Consider the following 14,721-nt stretch of genomic DNA (forward strand, 5'->3'; position numbering starts at 1 on the left):
CAACTATCCTGACACCGGGGGGCTGGGCCACCGAATTACGGCAATATCGCAAGGGCGCAGAAAGTCGCAGCAGCCACAATCTGGACTAAAAAAGTGGGTCAGGATCAGGAGTGGGATCACAAGCCGAAGCTGCGCAAGCTGTTCGCCGGGGGCTGGTGTGCGGCACAAACAAGGTGCGTACGAGTACTTCTATGACATCTGGTCGAACATCCATTACGGATACGTTGGAATCATAAGCGGGCTGTCGGAAAGTCTCCTGCTCGACGGTGCCGGTGCTGAACAAATCGCTTCAGACAGCGTAAGGAAGGCCGATGAATTGTTAACAAAACCTAAAACGGACAGGACGCTTCCCGGCCCACACCCCTACAGTCAGCCCATGGACCGATTTACGATCATGGGACGATGTTGCTGACAGGGTGTCGATCAGTATTGGAGTGAAGCTCGCCAACCAGCACCCTAACGGCGGTGTAACAGCAAAGCTGATCATGGATGAAGTGTTGGCGGTTGCGCCGCAGAATTGGGGAGATGGAATCAGTGACCACGTATGCAAATAAAACCCGAACACGGTACATACGATGGTTATGGATTCTGATTTTTCCGCTGCTGGCGATTGTTTTTTGGCGCACCGCATTACCAACGGCAACCGTCCATTATTCCCCAGAAGGACGGGAAGAATTGCGGTACGTCTGGAACGTCAAGGACCGGATCTACAGGGGAAGGTTTGCCCCCGGTGCCAGCGTTAGCGACAAAGGCTTTCTGTCCCCGGATAGCGATTTCTTTATGGAGTTTTCTTGGCGTAGCGAGAAAGGCCGCTGGCATTGCATCAGCATCACACCAACGTGGCCCAACACTCATATTTTCCTCAATGCAGAGGGCGAAGTTGATAGGCATGAAGGAAGCGGCACTGATGCTGATCGATTGAAGCAGTGCGAGTGGGACTCAGCAAAGCCATAGGCCGAAAACCCGCAGTAACGCGGGTTTTTTACGACTTGAATTTGATTACCGGCTCTTTGGCAAATCAAACCCACGCTGCTCAATCACCCGAAACACATCATTCACATCCTGGATCAAAATTCGGGCGATGTTGGTGACGGTGTTGATGTCATTTTCGGCGTAGTCGGGGAGGCTGGTGCAGGCCATCAGGTTCAGGTATTTGAGGACGGCGCTGAGGCGTTCGCTGAGGCAGTTGTGGAGTTCGCGCAGTGGGGCGTCGCTGTCGATGAGCAGGACGGGGTAATCGGTTGCGAGTTGGGACAAGCCGGTATTCAGAAGTTGTTTAATGTCAGGTGGACTTTGTTTGCCGGGTTTGCGGCTGCTGCGCAGCCGGACGCAGGCTTCGCCAGCTGCTACAGGATGTGGGTGTGTTTAAAATTGTGGCGGGGGTTGGGGCGGCTTCGCCGCCCAACGGGTGCAAGCTCCCTCGCTACAGAGGGTTGTTTCCTACATGATTTTCGGAATGGAAGATTCGAATCTGGCGGCTTCCAATAGACTTTAGCGAAGCGGGATGAACAGAAACGACAAAGCCCCGAATCATCGGGGCTTTGTATTTGGATCACGCAGTCTTCAGCGCACACGCTCCAGCGTCACTGTCTGGCCTGCGGCGAATGCGGGTTGTGGTCGGTGTTTTTCGGCCCCGCCAATGCCCATGCCACCACCCCAATCAGCGGCACAAACACGATCACCACGATCCACAAGAGTTTGTTGCTCGATTTGCCTTCAGCTTTTCGGACTCGGTTGATTGCCCATAGCTCGATCAGCAGAAGAACGGCTGTGAGTACGATCCAGATTGTTTCGATGTGCATGCGTCACCCTCCTGATAGTCATTCAGTTAGGTGTATCGCTGTGGGCTGGGTTCATTAAATTTCAGGTTTTTTGGTAAGGCTCCCACAGGGAATGTGGTGAACGCCTACTGCGCTTTCCAGCGCCCGCCGCCGGACTCGCAATCTATCTTCGCCTGACCCAGGTGTTCGGCACTGTAGTAGTACGTCGTGACTTTCGCCTTGTCGGGGATGGTCAGCGAGGTGCTGTTCTTGTCCTTGCTGGTGGAATGTGGGTTGGCCAAAGATTCTTGAGTCAGCGTGGCGATGCACGTGGCCTGGTAGTGATCGTCGCACTGTGCGACTTTTTTCTTGGTGCTGGTCAGCATTTCTTTGCTTTCGTTGCTGCAAGACCAGTCGATGGCGTTCACCGGCATGCCGTCGTACTCATAGCAGCTATGGGATTCAACCACCGGTACGGAAGGGCTTTGGGACCGGGTCTGGACGTCACAACTTTCAGCCATGACCAGCGTCGGGCTCAAACAGGCGATCAGAAGCAGAAGTCTGGTGTTCATCGGGATTTCCTCTGCAATGGCGCCTGGCTTCTTCGAAGTTCGGCGCTATAGGCTTTCGAAAGCGCGATGGGCCGCAGGGTTCAATTGGTTTTTTGATCCGCTACAGCCTTCAGCTCAACGCCTCAATGCATCTTGCTGTGATCCATCGTGCCGAGTGCCCGAGCCTCGGCCTGCACTTCGATGGTTTCCTGCTCGCCCTTGGCGTTTTTCACGATCAGGGTCAGTGGGACTTTGTCGCCTTCCTTAACCTGAGTGGTCAGGTCGATCAGCATCACGTGGTAGCCATGGGGGTCGAAGTTCACAGCCTTGCCCGCCGGCAGCGAGACGGACTCGACCATGCCCATTTTCATCACGTCGTCTTTCATGCTCATTTGGTGAATCTGTACCGTTTTAGCCACCGGCGACTGAACGCTCAGCAGGGTGCTGTCGCTGTCGGCTTGCAGGGTCATGAAGGCGCCGGTGGACAGTTGGTCGACAACGGTCGCACGGACCCAGGCGTCGTGGACCTGGGTTTGCGCCGACACTTGAAAGGCCAGGCCGATCAGCGACAGGCCCAGGGCCAGTTGTTTGATGCGTTTGAAGGATGTTGCAGTCATTAGCAGACCTCCATGACGGTGAGCAGGTCTTCTGCGCACTCTTGGGCGGTAAGGGACGCGGACAATCCCAGGCGCAGAGTGCCCCGGGAGTCGAAGACGAAGCTGGTCGCGGTGTGGGAGACGGTGTAGCTCGAACCGCTGGGGACTTTTTCGAAGAACACGCCGAACTCCTTGGCGGTGGCGGCGGTTTCTTCCAGCGTGCCGTGCAGCGCCTCGAATGTCGGGTCGAATGATTTGACGTATTTATCGAGCATCGCCGGCGTGTCGCGTTCCGGGTCCAGGGTGATGAAGATCACTTGCAGCTTTTCGCCGTCGCGGCCCATCAGTTTTTTCGCTTGGGCGGCGCGGGCCAGGGTGGTCGGGCACACGGCCGGGCATTGGGTGAAGCCGAAGAAAATCATCGGCATCAACCCGCGATAGCTGGTCAGCATCCGGGTTTCGCCGTCGGCGTCCTTGAGCTTGAAGGTACGGCCCATGATCTTGTCGCTGAGGTCCTTGCCGTACTTGAACGACAGCTTGCTGCTGTCATCGCAGCCGGCCAGCAGGCCGAGGCTCAACAGGCTCATGCCGCGCAAGACAGTGCGACGGGTATACAACGTACTCATGGGGGAAAAATCCTGTGTAGCGACGTGAAATCTGTGGCGGCTGATAGATCAGACGTAAGAAGCGCGTGGATATTAACAAACTGTTGCGCCGTGCTGCGCATTGTCGGACCGGCGCGGGTTGCGGTACAGAGACAGAACCGGAGAAAAACTACGGATCAGCGGCTTCCCGTCAATTCAGCCTTAAAACGATCCCGTAGCAGCTGGCGAAGCCTGCGTTCGGCTGCGAAGCAGTCGTAAAATCAGCCAATGCGGTGCGTCAGGCTCACCGTGCGCTGAGGGTTTACGACTGCTGCGCAGCCGAACGCAGCCTCGCGCTGCTCGGCAGCTGCTACACGGTTGGCGTTGCAGATAGAAGGAATGCGTTGCGGTTGCGTGGACACATTCCAGATACAAAAGTGCGCTTTCATGGGGCTGTCCAAAACCACAATGAGAGCATTGCCATGTACCGCAAATTGCAGCAAGCCGCCAAGTTCCTCAGCCAAGGCGCGCGTTTGATGGTCGGCGTCCCGGACTACGACAACTACGTCGCGCAAATGGCGCTCAAACACCCGGACCAGCCGGTCTTGAGCCTTTCGATGTTTATTCGTGAGCGTCAGGAGGCCCGCTACGGCGGCAAGCAGTGCACGACGCGTTGCTGCTGAACGCCACTGCGAACGCCGCGATCCACTCGCGTCACTGCGCGATGAAGTTGCGAATCGCCTGAATGGTCGGCGTCGGCGCTTCTTCCATCAGCCAGTGACCGGCGCCCGGGATCACCACTTCGGTCACGTTGTCCGCCGCATTGCGCATCACAATCGCTTCATTGGCTCCAAAGGACTTTTCCCCGCCGATGGCCAGCACCGGCATCGTCAGCCGCGTCTTCATTGAGGCTTCGTTGTCCACGGCATCCTGACGAATGCTGCCGAACTGGGCGAAGGCTGCGTGCATCACGCCGGGGCGGGCATAGAGCTTGGCGTAATGCTGCCGGGTGGCTTCATCGACTTTGCTGCGGTCACCCGCGAATTCGTTCCAGAACCGGTCCAGGTAGATGCGTTCACGCCCGGCCACCAGACGTTCGGCGTCCGGGCCGGCAAAGTCGAAGTGCCAGAGCATCGGCGAGCGCACGATATCGTTCCAGGGCGGGATGCCGGGCACCGGGGCGTCCATCACCACCAGGCGATCTGTCAGCTGCGGATAACGCGAGGCGTAAGCGAAGGCGACCATGGTGCCGATGTCATGGCCAATGACCACCGCATGCTCGAACCCCAATGCGGCCAACACGCCACGGATGTCACCCGCCTGGGTCTTCTTGTCGTAGCCGCCGTCCGGGATCGACGACAGCCCCAGGCCGCGCAGGTCCGGCACCACAACGGTGTGGTCCTTGGCCAGGTCGGCCGCCAGGGGCGCCCACATGTCGCCGGTGTCACCAAAACCATGCAGCATCACCACGGCCGGCCCGGTGCCGCCGACGCGCACATGGATTTTCACGCCTTCAACGGTGATGTCCTGGGTATGAAAAGTGGCGGGGAATGGGGTGACCCCGGCCAAGGCCGGGAGGCTAAGTGCAAGCAGTAGCGAAGCGGTCAGCAGGGTGCGCAGCATGACGGTGTCTCCAGGGTACACAGGGGAAGTGGTGTACCTGAAGCAGCGTAGACCGCTTTACGGCACTCGTTTCTCCATGGTCGCCTTCAGCGCTTCTGTCACCAGTGCCGCCACAATCGGTTCTGAAGTCGAGCGCATCTCTCCACCGACGGTGGCTTGCTGTGCTTTTACTTTTTCCACGTATTGCGAGGCAGGGCCTTCGGCGACGAGTGAGGCCAGTTCTTCTTCGGAGAACGACTTTTCGTAGGCCCGCGCCAGGTTTTCGTCCCATTCGGGCTGGTACTTGGGCAGCAGCGCGGTGATTTCCTCAGACACGATACGGTTGGCATCGTCAGCCCCCAGCTTCTCGGCAATCATCGAGTAGGAGACCGTTCCCTGCGCCGTCGACAATGCAAGGGCCGGGAGATTCCTGCCCATGTGGACCTTGGCGACGAGGGTGCGGGCTTCATTCAGGGCGGGGGTATCCGCAGAGGCTGGATTTGAAAAGGCGAATAACAGGCTCAAGGCGATAGCGGCAGAGGAAATTCGGTGCACGTTTGGGCTCCATGGGCGAGGGCGGAAACAAAGGCATCAAAACAGCGTAGCCCAGGCTCATCGCGCCACCATTGGTTTGATCAATACTCATCATCAAACAATGCAAGTTCTGTTTTTTTGGCAAGGGAGGAGGATAGCCACATACCCCACTCGCCCTTGAAGGAACCTGCGCGATGAAAATGTCTACCTTGCTGGCGTTTGTTGCCGTATTCACCGGCAGCGTCGCCGTGACTGTGCCGGCTTACGCGGCTGACCCGTCTTGCCATTTCCCGCCGATCGCCGACAGTACGCGCGGCCTGCAGCATGCCCGATCGGTGGGCGTGCTCTACAGCGAAAACACCCTCGATACCCTCCAATACCTTGAGCAGTACCATGCGGTTGCAGTGAACGGCGCGAAAAATCCGCAGCTGGATTCGCGCATCAGCAACGCCTTCGTCAACAGCTCCGATCCGAAGCTGGCGATCAACTGGCTCATGGGCTCGCTGCAAAAACAGTTCGGCTCGGTGACGGTCTACGACAACCTCGACGCGCTGGTGCAAGCCCGTCCCGACGTGGTGGTGATGTTGGACACCTACAGCCGGCTGGTGTCCAAGCGCAATAATCAGGTCGAAGCGCGCTTCATGGCCAAATTCTACGATGCAGACCTGCAGTACATCGGCCAGGCCGAAGGCTCACGCGCACAGCAAATGCCATCAGTGTGGGTGCATGGCAAGGCGGCGCCGGAAATTGCTGCGCAAATCGACCAGCAAACCGAATTGCAAGTGAAGGCGCTGAAGCAATTTGATGCTTCGCTCAAGGCGTTAGTGAAGTCGGGCAGTGTGGCGCACGTTGCCAGTAACTGACACCGCTCAGGCGTTCAAGCCTGGGTTGTCATCACCGGTTGCTACGCCGTGCTACCCCGGCAACGCTGACCGGTGAAAGAGGGCGTCCGACCTCCGCTTCGGCGTGGGAAATAACGCTATGTACGCCGGGGATCGACAGGGTTTGACCCACCTCAAGCGCTGCGATCAGCACGAAGGCGCCAAGTAACAAACCACCTGTTTTTATCAAAAGATTCATTTGGCAGGTCCTCGCACAAAATTTTTCGGCAACGTATCGCCGGGGAGGTCTTTCAAATCGATTTTCTGCGCATTCGTTGTGTTGTTAAAGGTGAAATCGTCGGGGGCAACCTCATCGCCGGTCTTCCAGTTACTGAACTGAATGCTGTACTGCGGTCCGCCCGCGATCTGTTTCGAGGTGATGACATAACGGCAGGGGTAAGGACGCTCGCCTTGGGCAATCCAGATCTGCCAATCCACGGTTTTGCTTCTGAACGCCAGGTGATCGCACTCGACGCCACCGATCACGCCACTGCCCAAGTCCTTTATGTTGGTCACGCCCTTCATCAAGGACTCTTGAGGGTTGGACACGAACAGGTCCGCGCCCGGCAACGGTCGGTCGTACTTTTCCCTTAATTCATCAATCAAATGATCCAGTGTGCCGGGTACAGCCACTTGCGTGTACGTGTTGGTGTTTTTGCCGAGCAAGGTCAGGGTGGTGCCGTCAAACAGCATTTCCATGTCGACAAAGCCACCCGCGCGCAGGTTGCGGATCTTGTCGGGGCGGTTGATGACGGTCGTGCCGGAAGCAGCCAGCGCAAGGTTTTGTTTTTCTTTGGTGATGACTTCAAAACTGGTGTCGTAGTTGAACGATATGTTTTTTTGCGCGGTCAGGTAGTCGGACATGCTCTTGAGCAAATTCTTGGCGTACGTCTCATCGGCATGGGCGGCGATCGGACCGCTCAATCCCGCGATTAATGCCAATCCGGCGCCAGCGAAACGGATTGTCGAGGAGTCCATTAGCTTTCGGGCGATCTTGTCCATGGAAGTTCACCGCTGTGAGAATACCGGATTTCCCGGTGTGGACTTACAACGTTAGTCCCATCACACACGCCATGAACGACCATTCATCCGGGCTGATTCTTTGGCAAACAGGCCCGCGTCATTCAAGGATATTCACCAAGCGACCGACAGCCTCTGCTTCGACAGCCCCGTCGGCGCCACCTTCGGCAAAAACCGCGCAACTGGCGGTGTCGTCGCCTTTTGCGCAACGGTAGACGGCGATCACGCTGCCCGGCCCGCAGCCGGTGTGCCCACTCAATATCAGTCCTTCCTCGACCGCGCCTTGCATCAGGCCCAGGGCGTAGCCCGGCGCAACCCAAGGGCGCCCGGCTATCGGCCCGCCGAGTATCCGGGCCGTTTGCATCTCTTGCAGTAACGACGACGGCAGAGTCTGGCCGGCCAATAGACGATCCAGGCAAAGCGCGGCTTCATCCAGCGGGCCGACCAGCAGTCCGTGATACACCCAGCCCGGGTCGTACGCTTGCGCGGCGCCCATGCTCACGCCCTCAAGATCGGCTCGAGTTGTGGCCAGGCGCACACGTGACAAACCGAGGGGTGAAAAAACCAGCCGGGTCAGCGCTTCGTCCAGCGCAAGCCCGCTCAGGCGCTCGATGAATCTGGCCACGTACAGGTAACCCACGTTCGAATACCCCCAGCCGTCGCCCGGTGCGTAGCGCAATCGGGCTGCTTCCAGGCGTTGCAGCATGTCATCAGCGGGCCACGGCGTTTCGTTGCGCGCCACGGCGGCGTGGTAATCCGCCAGCTCGCCATAATCGGCCAACCCGGCTTCATGCCGCAGCACCTGGCGAAGGGTGAAGGGACCTTCGGGCAGGGTTTCGTCCAGATCAAACTTGCCATCACGTACCAGCGCCAAGGCGGCGGCGCACAGCACGGTCTTGGTAAAACTCCACCACGGAACCGTTACGTCAGGTTGTGCTGGCGTGAGCGGTGAACCGTTTGAGACAAGGGCAAAAAGCATGGGTGATGGCTGCTCTGGACGAAGGTGCCGGGGAGTGTGCCAGAAACGCCCGATTGTGTTTTATCGGTAGCTTGGCTAACCTCGCAAAAACCCGCAATTTCAGGCATAAACATGCAAGATCAGCACGCTGCAACCGAACTACCTTCGGTGCGCCGGCAAAAAATCCTCCTGCTCCTTGAACGCGACGGCAAGGTCATGGCTTGCGAGCTGAGTCAGCATTTCGCCGTTTCTGAAGACACCATTCGCCGCGACCTGTCAGAACTCGCCAGTGCAGGGTTGGTGCAACGGGTGCACGGCGGAGCGTTGCCGCGGCCTAAAGACACGGGCAAGGATTTCTTCACCCGGGTCGGTGAAACCGATGAGGTGAAAACGCAGCTGGCACAACTCGCCGCACGCCGGGTGCAGGATGGCCAGATTGTGATGTTCGATTCAGGCAGCACAACGCTGCAGATTGCGCGGTCGCTGCCCTCGGACATTGCCATTACGGCCATTACCGCGTCGCCACTGATCGCCATCGCCTTGGCGGAATACAAAGGCGTCAACGTGATCCTGGCCGGTGGGCAACTCAATCGCGCGACGATGTCCGCCAGCGGGCATGAAACCTTGCGGCTGATCGAAGGCATCAAGGCGGATCTGCTGTTCATTGGTATCTGCGCGATTCACCCGGAAGTCGGCATCAGCTCGCTGCATTTCGATGAGGCGCCGGTGAAGCAGGCGATGATCGACAACGCGTCGCAGGTGGTGGCCGTGACCACGTCGGACAAACTGGGCGCGGTGGAGCCGTTTGTTGTCGCACCGTGCAATCGCATCCATACGCTGATCACCGAGCAACAGGTGGCGTCGGGTAACGTTGAGGATTATCAGCGGTTGGGTATCGAGGTGATTCAGGTCGACGCCTGAGCCCGGTCAATCCAACCGTGCCCCGTCTGCTAAGCCAGATACTTGCGAAACCACGCGATCGTACGATCCCAGGCCAATTTGGCGGCGGCTTCATCGTAGCGAGGCGTCGAGTCGTTATGAAAACCATGGTTCGTGCCCGGATAAATATAGGCCTCATAGGTTTTGCCGGCGGCTTTCAATGCTGATTCGTACGCTGGCCATCCATCATTGATGCCCTTGTCCAGCTCGCCGTAATGCAGCAGCAAGGGCGCCTGGATCCTGGCCACATCCTCCGCTTTTGGCTGGCGACCATAAAAAGGCACGGCTGCCGCCAGTTCCGGATAGGCCACGGCCGCTGCGTTGGACACCCCTCCGCCGTAGCAGAAGCCGGTGATGCCGACTTTCCCCGTGGTCGCGTCGTTTTTCGATAGCCACTCGATGCCGGCGAAAAAATCGTTCATGAGCTTTTCAGGGTCGACCTTCGCCTGTAGCTCGCGGCCCTTGTCGTCGTTGCCGGGGTAGCCACCGACCGAACTCAGGCCGTCGGGGGCGAGGGCGATGAACCCGGCTTTGGCGACGCGTCGGGCGACGTCTTCGATATACGGATTGAGCCCACGGTTTTCATGCACGACTAGCACCGCCGGCACTTTGCCAGTGACTTTGGCCGGGCGCACCAGATAGCCGCGCACATTGCCGTGACCCTTGGGTGAGGGGTAGGTGATGTACTCGGCGATGATGTCCGGGTCGGTAAACTCGACTTGTTCGGCGAGCGCATAGTTGGGGCTCAGGGAGGCGAGCAAGGCGCCGGCGGTCAAACCGCCCAAGGCGAACAACGCCGCGCGATCAAGAAACTCTCGCCGGTTGATCTTGCCATGGACGTAGTAATCGTAGAGTTCGAGCAGTTCGGGGGCGAAATCTTTGGCGGTGAGACGTTCCATAGGGGCGCTTCCCGTGTGTTAAAGATTTAATCCAGTAAAGCAGCGTTTGCCGCACAACCCGGACAATTTGTCCGGGTTGTGGCAAACGGTGGCACTTACGGATTAATGCCCACCCACCACCATATGACTGAACGGCGCCACATACGCCTGCAACGTCACCAGTCCACCGACCAGAATCGCCAGCACGATGGAGTGGAAGAATACGTACCGAAGAATTTCCCCTTCATGCCCGTACCAGCGCGTTGCCGTGGACGCCACCACAATCGACTGTGCGTCGACCATTTTGCCCATGACCCCGCCAGAACTGTTAGCCGCCGCCATCAGCACCGGGCTGATCCCCAATTGTTCGGCGGTCACCCGTTGCAATCCGCCGAACAGCACGTTGGAGGCCGTGTCGGAACCGGTCAAGGCCACGCCGAGCCAGCCCAGGAGGGTGCCGAACATGGGGTAGAAAATCCCGGTCGCGGCGAAGGCCAGGCCCATGGTGGCGTCCAGTCCCGAGTAGCGCGTGAGGTAACCCAAGGCGAGCATCGCCACAATGGTGATCAGCGAGTAGCGCACCACCCATATCGTTCTCAGGTAATGGCGTACCAGTTGCGGAATCGAGTAACCCATCAGGAGCCCGCCGAGGATGGCTGAGAGCAAGATGCCGCTGCCGGTGGCGGTGAACCAGTTGAACTTGTAGATCGCGTCCTCGGTTTTAGGTGCAGGCACCACCGGCGGTACTTTTTCAACCTGCTGGTGCAGGGTGGTAAAGGTTACGGTCGGGGCGAAGATCGGGTTGGCTTCGCGCATCGGTTTGCCTTGCGGGTCGAGCTTGGCCGAGTTGGTGACCGGATCGATCGCCGGGCGGGTATCGAACATGTTTTTGAAGCTCTGTGTGCCCCAGGCGAAGACGAATACCGTGAGGATGATCCACGGCATCCACGCGCGCATCACCGCCGGTTTGGCATCGCTGGCAAACGTCGCGTTGGGCTCGGTTGTGTGCTTATGCTCCTCGTCGATCTTCGAGTTATCGACGCGCCCGGACAACGCGGCCGAGGTGTGCACCGTGGCGGGTTTCCAGACCTTGATGAAACCGGTCAGGCAGGCCATGGAAATCAGCGCGGCGATCACGTCCACGAGCATCGGGCCGTGGTAGTTGGACACCAGGAATTGCGGTATCGCGAAGCTGACCCCGGCCACGAGGATCGCCGGCCAGATTTCCAGCATCTTGCGCCAGCCGGCGAAGGCCCAGATCAACCAGAACGGCACCAGTACCGAGAAAAATGGCAGTTGCCGACCGACCATCATCGACAGCTCCATTTCATCCAGCCCGGTCACTTTGGCCAGGGTAATGATCGGTGTGCCCAGTGCGCCAAACGCAACCGGCGCGGTATTGGCGATCAAGGCCAGGCCGGAAGCGGCCAAAGGCGAGAAGCCCAGTCCGATCAGGATCGCACCGGTCACGGCCACCGGTGTACCGAAACCGGCCGCGCCTTCAAAAAACGCACCGAAGCAGAAGGCGATCAGCAGCAATTGCAATCGTCGGTCATCGGTGATGCGTGCCAGGGAATCCTGCAACACTTTGAACGAGCCGTTCTCGGTGGTCAGTCGGTGCAGGAAGATGATGTTGAGCACGATCCAGCCAATCGGCAGCAAGCCGTTGGCAGCACCGAATAACGCCGCCGAGCCAGCCATGTTCGCCGGCATGCTAAAAGCCAGGACCGAAATCACCAGGGCAGACGCCAGCGCGAGTAATGCTGCGATGTGCGCCTTGATATGGAAAAACGCCAGGGCGGCCAGCATCACCACCACCGGTACGGCGGCCAGGAGGGTTGAAATGAGCGGATTACCGAAGGGATCGTAGACTTGCTGCCAAACCATGTTCCACCTCTGCTTTTTATTGTCGGTAGTGCAGGCCCCGGGCGGGGTTGGTGGAATGCAGTATAGGTGGCATTGCGCCGCTGTCTCGGGGAGGTTTTTCGTTGTTGAAACCTGCCGTGGCGGCAATGATCCCGGGCGAACTTCTACTACGCTCAGTAGGGATGACTGCCCCATTCATTCACCACGAGAGGGAGACAGCAATGACTGAACGCCATGAGGAACACAAGGAGACGCTTTCCAACGGATGCTCGATCAAGGTCACCGCCGAGATACTGAAAGACGGCTCCCTGAAAATGCTGATTAGCGTGTACCGGCCGGACGGCTCAGTGATTGAAGTGGACCACAATCCGTCCCCGCATTTGCTGGACTTTGAGGCAGCAATGGACTGGGCCATCGAAAAGGCCAAAACCGTCGGCAACAGTCAGCAAACGCTGTAAGAGCGGCTGATCACCGCTCTGATCATCGTCCTTATTGCGTACCGAACATGGCCGTCCAGTAGATCCCCGCATCGCTCTTCGGGTCCACCGCGTAAGCGGCGCCGAGTTCACTGAACTGTGGATTCATCAGGTTGGCGCAATGACCGGGGCTGGCCAGCCAGCCGTCGACGACCCTGCGCACGGTGTCTTGCCCGGCGGCGATGTTCTCGCCGATCTGCGCAAAGTTGTAACCCGCCAGTTCCGCACGGTCACCGGGCGTGCGGCCATCACGGTCCTTGTGATCGAGATAGTTGCCGTTGGCCATGGCCCGGGAGTGGGTTTCGGCGGCTGTCGCCAACAGGGCGTTCCAGGCCAGCGGTGTGGTTGCTGCAAACGCCTGGCTGCCGCATTTACGAGGTTGAGTGCGCGCGGCGTTGAGCTCGACCAACAGCTTTTGGCCTTCGGCGGCGGCATCGCCTTGGCGTGCAGGCAACAAGGGGCGGGCGAGCACGATTCGCCAATCGTTGCCTCGGCGGCTGACACCGATGTCGACGAATTTCGGGTCCAGCACCACCTGACAGAAGCTTTCCTGCACCGCCATCATCGCCGCTTGCGCATCACGCGGGCCGGTCAGGGTAATCGATTGCACATTGAACATCGGATACGACGCACGCACCATGGCCTGCTGCAAGTCGACCGGTCCGCTGGCCGGTAATATCAGGCGCGGATCGCTGTTCAGCGGTGGCAACTCCGGCGAGACCTGACCGGCGCAATTCTGCGTCATGCTGCGAAAGGCGTTGATCGAGTCGGTCAGCTGAGTTTCCTCGGCCGCCATGGCCGCAGAGGCAAGCACCAGACCCAGCGACAACCCTGAAAAGCGCATAGCGGATGATAAGACGTGCATGAAAATCCCCTTGGACGGACTATGCCCATGATGCGCGAACTCCCCCCGTACAAGGCAATGGCTTTTTGCAGTTTATGACTCCATAGCTGACATGATTTGGCTACTACACTATGCCGACGCCTCCCAGAGTGTCTGCGCTATGCCCGTCAAATGGATCGCCGCTGTTCTCGCCGTTTCACTACTCGCCGGTCAAGCTATTGCGGACGATCAAAAACAAAATAAGGAGGTGGCGGAAGACAAGGCGCAGGTGCTTGAACACAAGGCGGCCGAGAAGGGCAGCAACGTGCCGGTGCCCAAGTCCCAGACTATTACTGCGACCGAAGTCCAGGCCGTCGACCCGGCCGGCAAGTCGCCGCTGGACGATGCGATCACCTGCATGGCCCGCTCCATTTACTGGGAAGCCAAAGGCAAGAACGCGGCCGACATGGAAGCGGTGGCCAGCGTGGTGATGAACCGTCTCGGCCACGAAGGTTTCCCCGACACCGTGTGCGCGGTGGTCAAGCAGGGTTCCGAAACCAAAAGCTGCCAGTTCTCCTGGTGGTGCGACGGGCGCGCGGATGCGGTCCAGGAGGAAACCCAATATGAACTGGCCAAGGAAATCGCACGCAAGGCACTGAACAAGCAGCTGCCGGATCGTACAGGCGGCGCGATGTACTTCCATGACAAGACGGTGAAACCGGTCTGGGCAAAGAAGTACATCAAAACCGCGAGTATCGGCTTGTTCGTGTTCTACAAACCCCAGAACGGGAAGGCGAAGTAGTTGTAAAGCCCTTACACCTCGCGACCATGCGCGGCGGCAGCCAGTTGCCCGGTATCGACCCGAACAAAAACCGAGTCCCCCACGGCCGTGAGTACGCCGTCGGCGTAGACCTCGCAGATAACCCGGGTCTTGCGCCCGACTTCGCCCTCAACCTTGGCGCGCAAAGTCAGCACAACGCCCATCGGTGTCGGCTTGATGTACTTGATCCCAAGGTTGCCGGTGACGCAGTCGATGCGCGGCAGGGAGCCCGGTTCGCGGTTTTCTGCCCGGTAGTGGTAGGCCATGGCGGTCCAGTTGGAGTGGCAATCGACCAACATCGCAATCAATCCGCCGTACACCAGATCCGGCCAGCCGCAGTATTTGGCGTCGGGCAGATGCTCGGCAACGACGTGAACGCCATCTTCGTGCCAGTGGCTTTTGACGTGCAGCCCGTGAGGGTTGCGGCTGGCGC

21 protein-coding genes and 1 pseudogene are annotated in these 14,721 nt (G+C 58.8%); 7 read left to right on the top strand and 15 right to left on the bottom strand.

The features are described 5' to 3' along the window. Positions 1-30: 30 nt before the first annotated feature. A pseudogene (locus PMI22_RS32445) lies at positions 31-554 on the top strand (polymorphic toxin type 44 domain-containing protein); the annotation flags it as partial. Further along, positions 526-954, top strand: a complete 429-nt coding sequence (locus PMI22_RS30385) for a hypothetical protein (protein ID WP_238543896.1) — start codon at positions 526-528, stop codon at positions 952-954. The pseudogene PMI22_RS32445 and the gene PMI22_RS30385, both read left to right, overlap by 29 nt. Before the next feature lie 45 nt (positions 955-999). Here PMI22_RS30385 and PMI22_RS21430 read toward each other — a convergent pair whose 3' ends face one another. The 6 genes from PMI22_RS21430 to PMI22_RS31305 form a co-directional block, all read right to left on the bottom strand. Next, positions 1,000-1,281, bottom strand: a complete 282-nt coding sequence (locus tag PMI22_RS21430) for a hypothetical protein (RefSeq protein WP_033048962.1) — start codon at positions 1,279-1,281, stop codon at positions 1,000-1,002. A 302-nt stretch (positions 1,282-1,583) separates the two neighbouring features. Beyond that, a complete protein-coding gene (locus PMI22_RS21425) occupies positions 1,584-1,802 on the bottom strand; it encodes a PLD nuclease N-terminal domain-containing protein (protein ID WP_007944187.1) in 219 nt (72 codons plus the stop codon). A gap of 104 nt (positions 1,803-1,906) precedes the next feature. Beyond that, positions 1,907-2,332, bottom strand: a complete 426-nt coding sequence (locus PMI22_RS21420; protein ID WP_007944189.1) for a hypothetical protein — start codon at positions 2,330-2,332, stop codon at positions 1,907-1,909. A 122-nt stretch (positions 2,333-2,454) separates the two neighbouring features. Further along, a complete protein-coding gene (locus PMI22_RS21415) occupies positions 2,455-2,928 on the bottom strand; it encodes a copper chaperone PCu(A)C (RefSeq protein WP_007944190.1) in 474 nt (157 codons plus the stop codon). Further along, positions 2,928-3,533 (bottom strand): SCO family protein, encoded by a 606-nt coding sequence (locus PMI22_RS21410; protein ID WP_007944191.1) that lies wholly within the window; start codon positions 3,531-3,533, stop codon positions 2,928-2,930. Before PMI22_RS21410 ends, PMI22_RS21415 begins: the two co-directional genes overlap by 1 nt. 239 nt (positions 3,534-3,772) lie before the next feature. Next, positions 3,773-3,940, bottom strand: a complete 168-nt coding sequence (locus PMI22_RS31305) for a hypothetical protein (RefSeq protein WP_157214413.1) — start codon at positions 3,938-3,940, stop codon at positions 3,773-3,775. Between the two features lie 33 nt (positions 3,941-3,973). On the opposite strand from PMI22_RS31305, the gene PMI22_RS21405 reads away from it, so the two are divergent. Further along, a complete protein-coding gene (locus PMI22_RS21405; RefSeq protein ID WP_007944193.1) occupies positions 3,974-4,174 on the top strand; it encodes a YbdD/YjiX family protein in 201 nt (66 codons plus the stop codon). Positions 4,175-4,205: 31 nt separating this feature from the next. Here the strand turns inward: PMI22_RS21405 and PMI22_RS21400 are convergent, their stop codons facing one another. Continuing rightward, positions 4,206-5,114 (bottom strand): alpha/beta fold hydrolase, encoded by a 909-nt coding sequence (locus PMI22_RS21400; protein WP_007944197.1) that lies wholly within the window; start codon positions 5,112-5,114, stop codon positions 4,206-4,208. Positions 5,115-5,171: 57 nt separating this feature from the next. Beyond that, positions 5,172-5,648 (bottom strand): hypothetical protein, encoded by a 477-nt coding sequence (locus PMI22_RS21395; RefSeq protein ID WP_007944198.1) that lies wholly within the window; start codon positions 5,646-5,648, stop codon positions 5,172-5,174. A gap of 173 nt (positions 5,649-5,821) precedes the next feature. Here PMI22_RS21395 and PMI22_RS21390 point away from each other — a divergent pair, with 173 nt between their 5' ends. Beyond that, on the top strand, positions 5,822-6,490 hold the full coding sequence (locus PMI22_RS21390; RefSeq protein ID WP_007944199.1) for a hypothetical protein: 669 nt from the start codon (positions 5,822-5,824) through the stop codon (positions 6,488-6,490). Positions 6,491-6,521: 31 nt separating this feature from the next. Here the strand turns inward: PMI22_RS21390 and PMI22_RS30390 are convergent, their stop codons facing one another. The 3 genes from PMI22_RS30390 to PMI22_RS21380 form a co-directional block, all read right to left on the bottom strand. Further along, a complete protein-coding gene (locus PMI22_RS30390; RefSeq protein ID WP_007944200.1) occupies positions 6,522-6,707 on the bottom strand; it encodes a hypothetical protein in 186 nt (61 codons plus the stop codon). Further along, positions 6,704-7,510 carry a DUF2092 domain-containing protein gene (locus PMI22_RS21385; protein ID WP_007944201.1) on the bottom strand — a complete coding sequence of 269 codons (807 nt, stop codon included), beginning with the start codon at positions 7,508-7,510 and terminating at the stop codon, positions 6,704-6,706. Before PMI22_RS21385 ends, PMI22_RS30390 begins: the two co-directional genes overlap by 4 nt. Positions 7,511-7,628: 118 nt before the next feature. After that, the gene (locus PMI22_RS21380; RefSeq protein ID WP_007944202.1) at positions 7,629-8,507 is read right to left on the bottom strand and encodes a serine hydrolase domain-containing protein; all 879 of its coding nucleotides are present in this window, start codon (positions 8,505-8,507) and stop codon (positions 7,629-7,631) included. 111 nt (positions 8,508-8,618) lie between these two features. Between PMI22_RS21380 and PMI22_RS21375 the strand changes: the two genes are divergently transcribed. Next, positions 8,619-9,407 carry a DeoR/GlpR family DNA-binding transcription regulator gene (locus tag PMI22_RS21375; protein WP_007944203.1) on the top strand — a complete coding sequence of 263 codons (789 nt, stop codon included), beginning with the start codon at positions 8,619-8,621 and terminating at the stop codon, positions 9,405-9,407. A gap of 29 nt (positions 9,408-9,436) precedes the next feature. Here PMI22_RS21375 and yghX read toward each other — a convergent pair whose 3' ends face one another. Together yghX and PMI22_RS21365 are read right to left on the bottom strand one after the other, a co-directional pair. After that, positions 9,437-10,324 carry a YghX family hydrolase gene (gene yghX / locus PMI22_RS21370; RefSeq protein ID WP_007944205.1) on the bottom strand — a complete coding sequence of 296 codons (888 nt, stop codon included), beginning with the start codon at positions 10,322-10,324 and terminating at the stop codon, positions 9,437-9,439. A 102-nt stretch (positions 10,325-10,426) separates the two neighbouring features. Then, on the bottom strand, positions 10,427-12,190 hold the full coding sequence (locus tag PMI22_RS21365; RefSeq protein ID WP_007944206.1) for an L-lactate permease: 1,764 nt from the start codon (positions 12,188-12,190) through the stop codon (positions 10,427-10,429). A gap of 200 nt (positions 12,191-12,390) precedes the next feature. On the opposite strand from PMI22_RS21365, the gene PMI22_RS21360 reads away from it, so the two are divergent. After that, positions 12,391-12,627 (top strand): hypothetical protein, encoded by a 237-nt coding sequence (locus PMI22_RS21360; protein ID WP_007944207.1) that lies wholly within the window; start codon positions 12,391-12,393, stop codon positions 12,625-12,627. 31 nt (positions 12,628-12,658) lie between these two features. Here the strand turns inward: PMI22_RS21360 and PMI22_RS21355 are convergent, their stop codons facing one another. Next, complete coding sequence (locus PMI22_RS21355; protein ID WP_007944209.1) at positions 12,659-13,510, bottom strand: CAP domain-containing protein; 852 nt, start codon at positions 13,508-13,510, stop codon at positions 12,659-12,661. Positions 13,511-13,649: 139 nt separating this feature from the next. Here PMI22_RS21355 and PMI22_RS21350 point away from each other — a divergent pair, with 139 nt between their 5' ends. Continuing rightward, the gene (locus PMI22_RS21350) at positions 13,650-14,270 is read left to right on the top strand and encodes a cell wall hydrolase (RefSeq protein ID WP_007944210.1); all 621 of its coding nucleotides are present in this window, start codon (positions 13,650-13,652) and stop codon (positions 14,268-14,270) included. A gap of 11 nt (positions 14,271-14,281) precedes the next feature. Here PMI22_RS21350 and PMI22_RS21345 read toward each other — a convergent pair. Then, positions 14,282-14,721 (bottom strand): PaaI family thioesterase (locus PMI22_RS21345; RefSeq protein ID WP_007944211.1); only part of this gene is annotated, 440 nt, incomplete at its 5' end.

It is taken from the genome of Pseudomonas sp. GM21, assembly GCF_000282215.1.
Classification (GTDB): domain Bacteria; phylum Pseudomonadota; class Gammaproteobacteria; order Pseudomonadales; family Pseudomonadaceae; genus Aquipseudomonas.

Excerpts from the sequence above, each read along its gene's own strand:
- PMI22_RS21425 (WP_007944187.1), bottom strand. The coding sequence starts at position 1,802 with ATGCACATCGAAACAATCTGGATCGTACTCACAGCCGTTCTTCTGCTG.
- PMI22_RS21385 (WP_007944201.1), bottom strand. The coding sequence starts at position 7,510 with ATGGACAAGATCGCCCGAAAGCTAATGGACTCCTCGACAATCCGTTTC.
- PMI22_RS30385 (WP_238543896.1), top strand. The coding sequence starts at position 526 with ATGGAATCAGTGACCACGTATGCAAATAAAACCCGAACACGGTACATA.
- PMI22_RS21355 (WP_007944209.1), bottom strand. The coding sequence starts at position 13,510 with ATGCACGTCTTATCATCCGCTATGCGCTTTTCAGGGTTGTCGCTGGGT.
- PMI22_RS21375 (WP_007944203.1), top strand. The coding sequence starts at position 8,619 with ATGCAAGATCAGCACGCTGCAACCGAACTACCTTCGGTGCGCCGGCAA.
- PMI22_RS21410 (WP_007944191.1), bottom strand. The coding sequence starts at position 3,533 with ATGAGTACGTTGTATACCCGTCGCACTGTCTTGCGCGGCATGAGCCTG.
- PMI22_RS21390 (WP_007944199.1), top strand. The coding sequence starts at position 5,822 with ATGAAAATGTCTACCTTGCTGGCGTTTGTTGCCGTATTCACCGGCAGC.
- PMI22_RS21350 (WP_007944210.1), top strand. The coding sequence starts at position 13,650 with ATGCCCGTCAAATGGATCGCCGCTGTTCTCGCCGTTTCACTACTCGCC.
- PMI22_RS30390 (WP_007944200.1), bottom strand. The coding sequence starts at position 6,707 with ATGAATCTTTTGATAAAAACAGGTGGTTTGTTACTTGGCGCCTTCGTG.
- yghX (WP_007944205.1), bottom strand. The coding sequence starts at position 10,324 with ATGGAACGTCTCACCGCCAAAGATTTCGCCCCCGAACTGCTCGAACTC.
- PMI22_RS21400 (WP_007944197.1), bottom strand. The coding sequence starts at position 5,114 with ATGCTGCGCACCCTGCTGACCGCTTCGCTACTGCTTGCACTTAGCCTC.
- PMI22_RS21420 (WP_007944189.1), bottom strand. The coding sequence starts at position 2,332 with ATGAACACCAGACTTCTGCTTCTGATCGCCTGTTTGAGCCCGACGCTG.
- PMI22_RS21380 (WP_007944202.1), bottom strand. The coding sequence starts at position 8,507 with ATGCTTTTTGCCCTTGTCTCAAACGGTTCACCGCTCACGCCAGCACAA.
- PMI22_RS21365 (WP_007944206.1), bottom strand. The coding sequence starts at position 12,190 with ATGGTTTGGCAGCAAGTCTACGATCCCTTCGGTAATCCGCTCATTTCA.
- PMI22_RS31305 (WP_157214413.1), bottom strand. The coding sequence starts at position 3,940 with ATGAAAGCGCACTTTTGTATCTGGAATGTGTCCACGCAACCGCAACGC.
- PMI22_RS21415 (WP_007944190.1), bottom strand. The coding sequence starts at position 2,928 with ATGACTGCAACATCCTTCAAACGCATCAAACAACTGGCCCTGGGCCTG.
- PMI22_RS21405 (WP_007944193.1), top strand. The coding sequence starts at position 3,974 with ATGTACCGCAAATTGCAGCAAGCCGCCAAGTTCCTCAGCCAAGGCGCG.
- PMI22_RS21360 (WP_007944207.1), top strand. The coding sequence starts at position 12,391 with ATGACTGAACGCCATGAGGAACACAAGGAGACGCTTTCCAACGGATGC.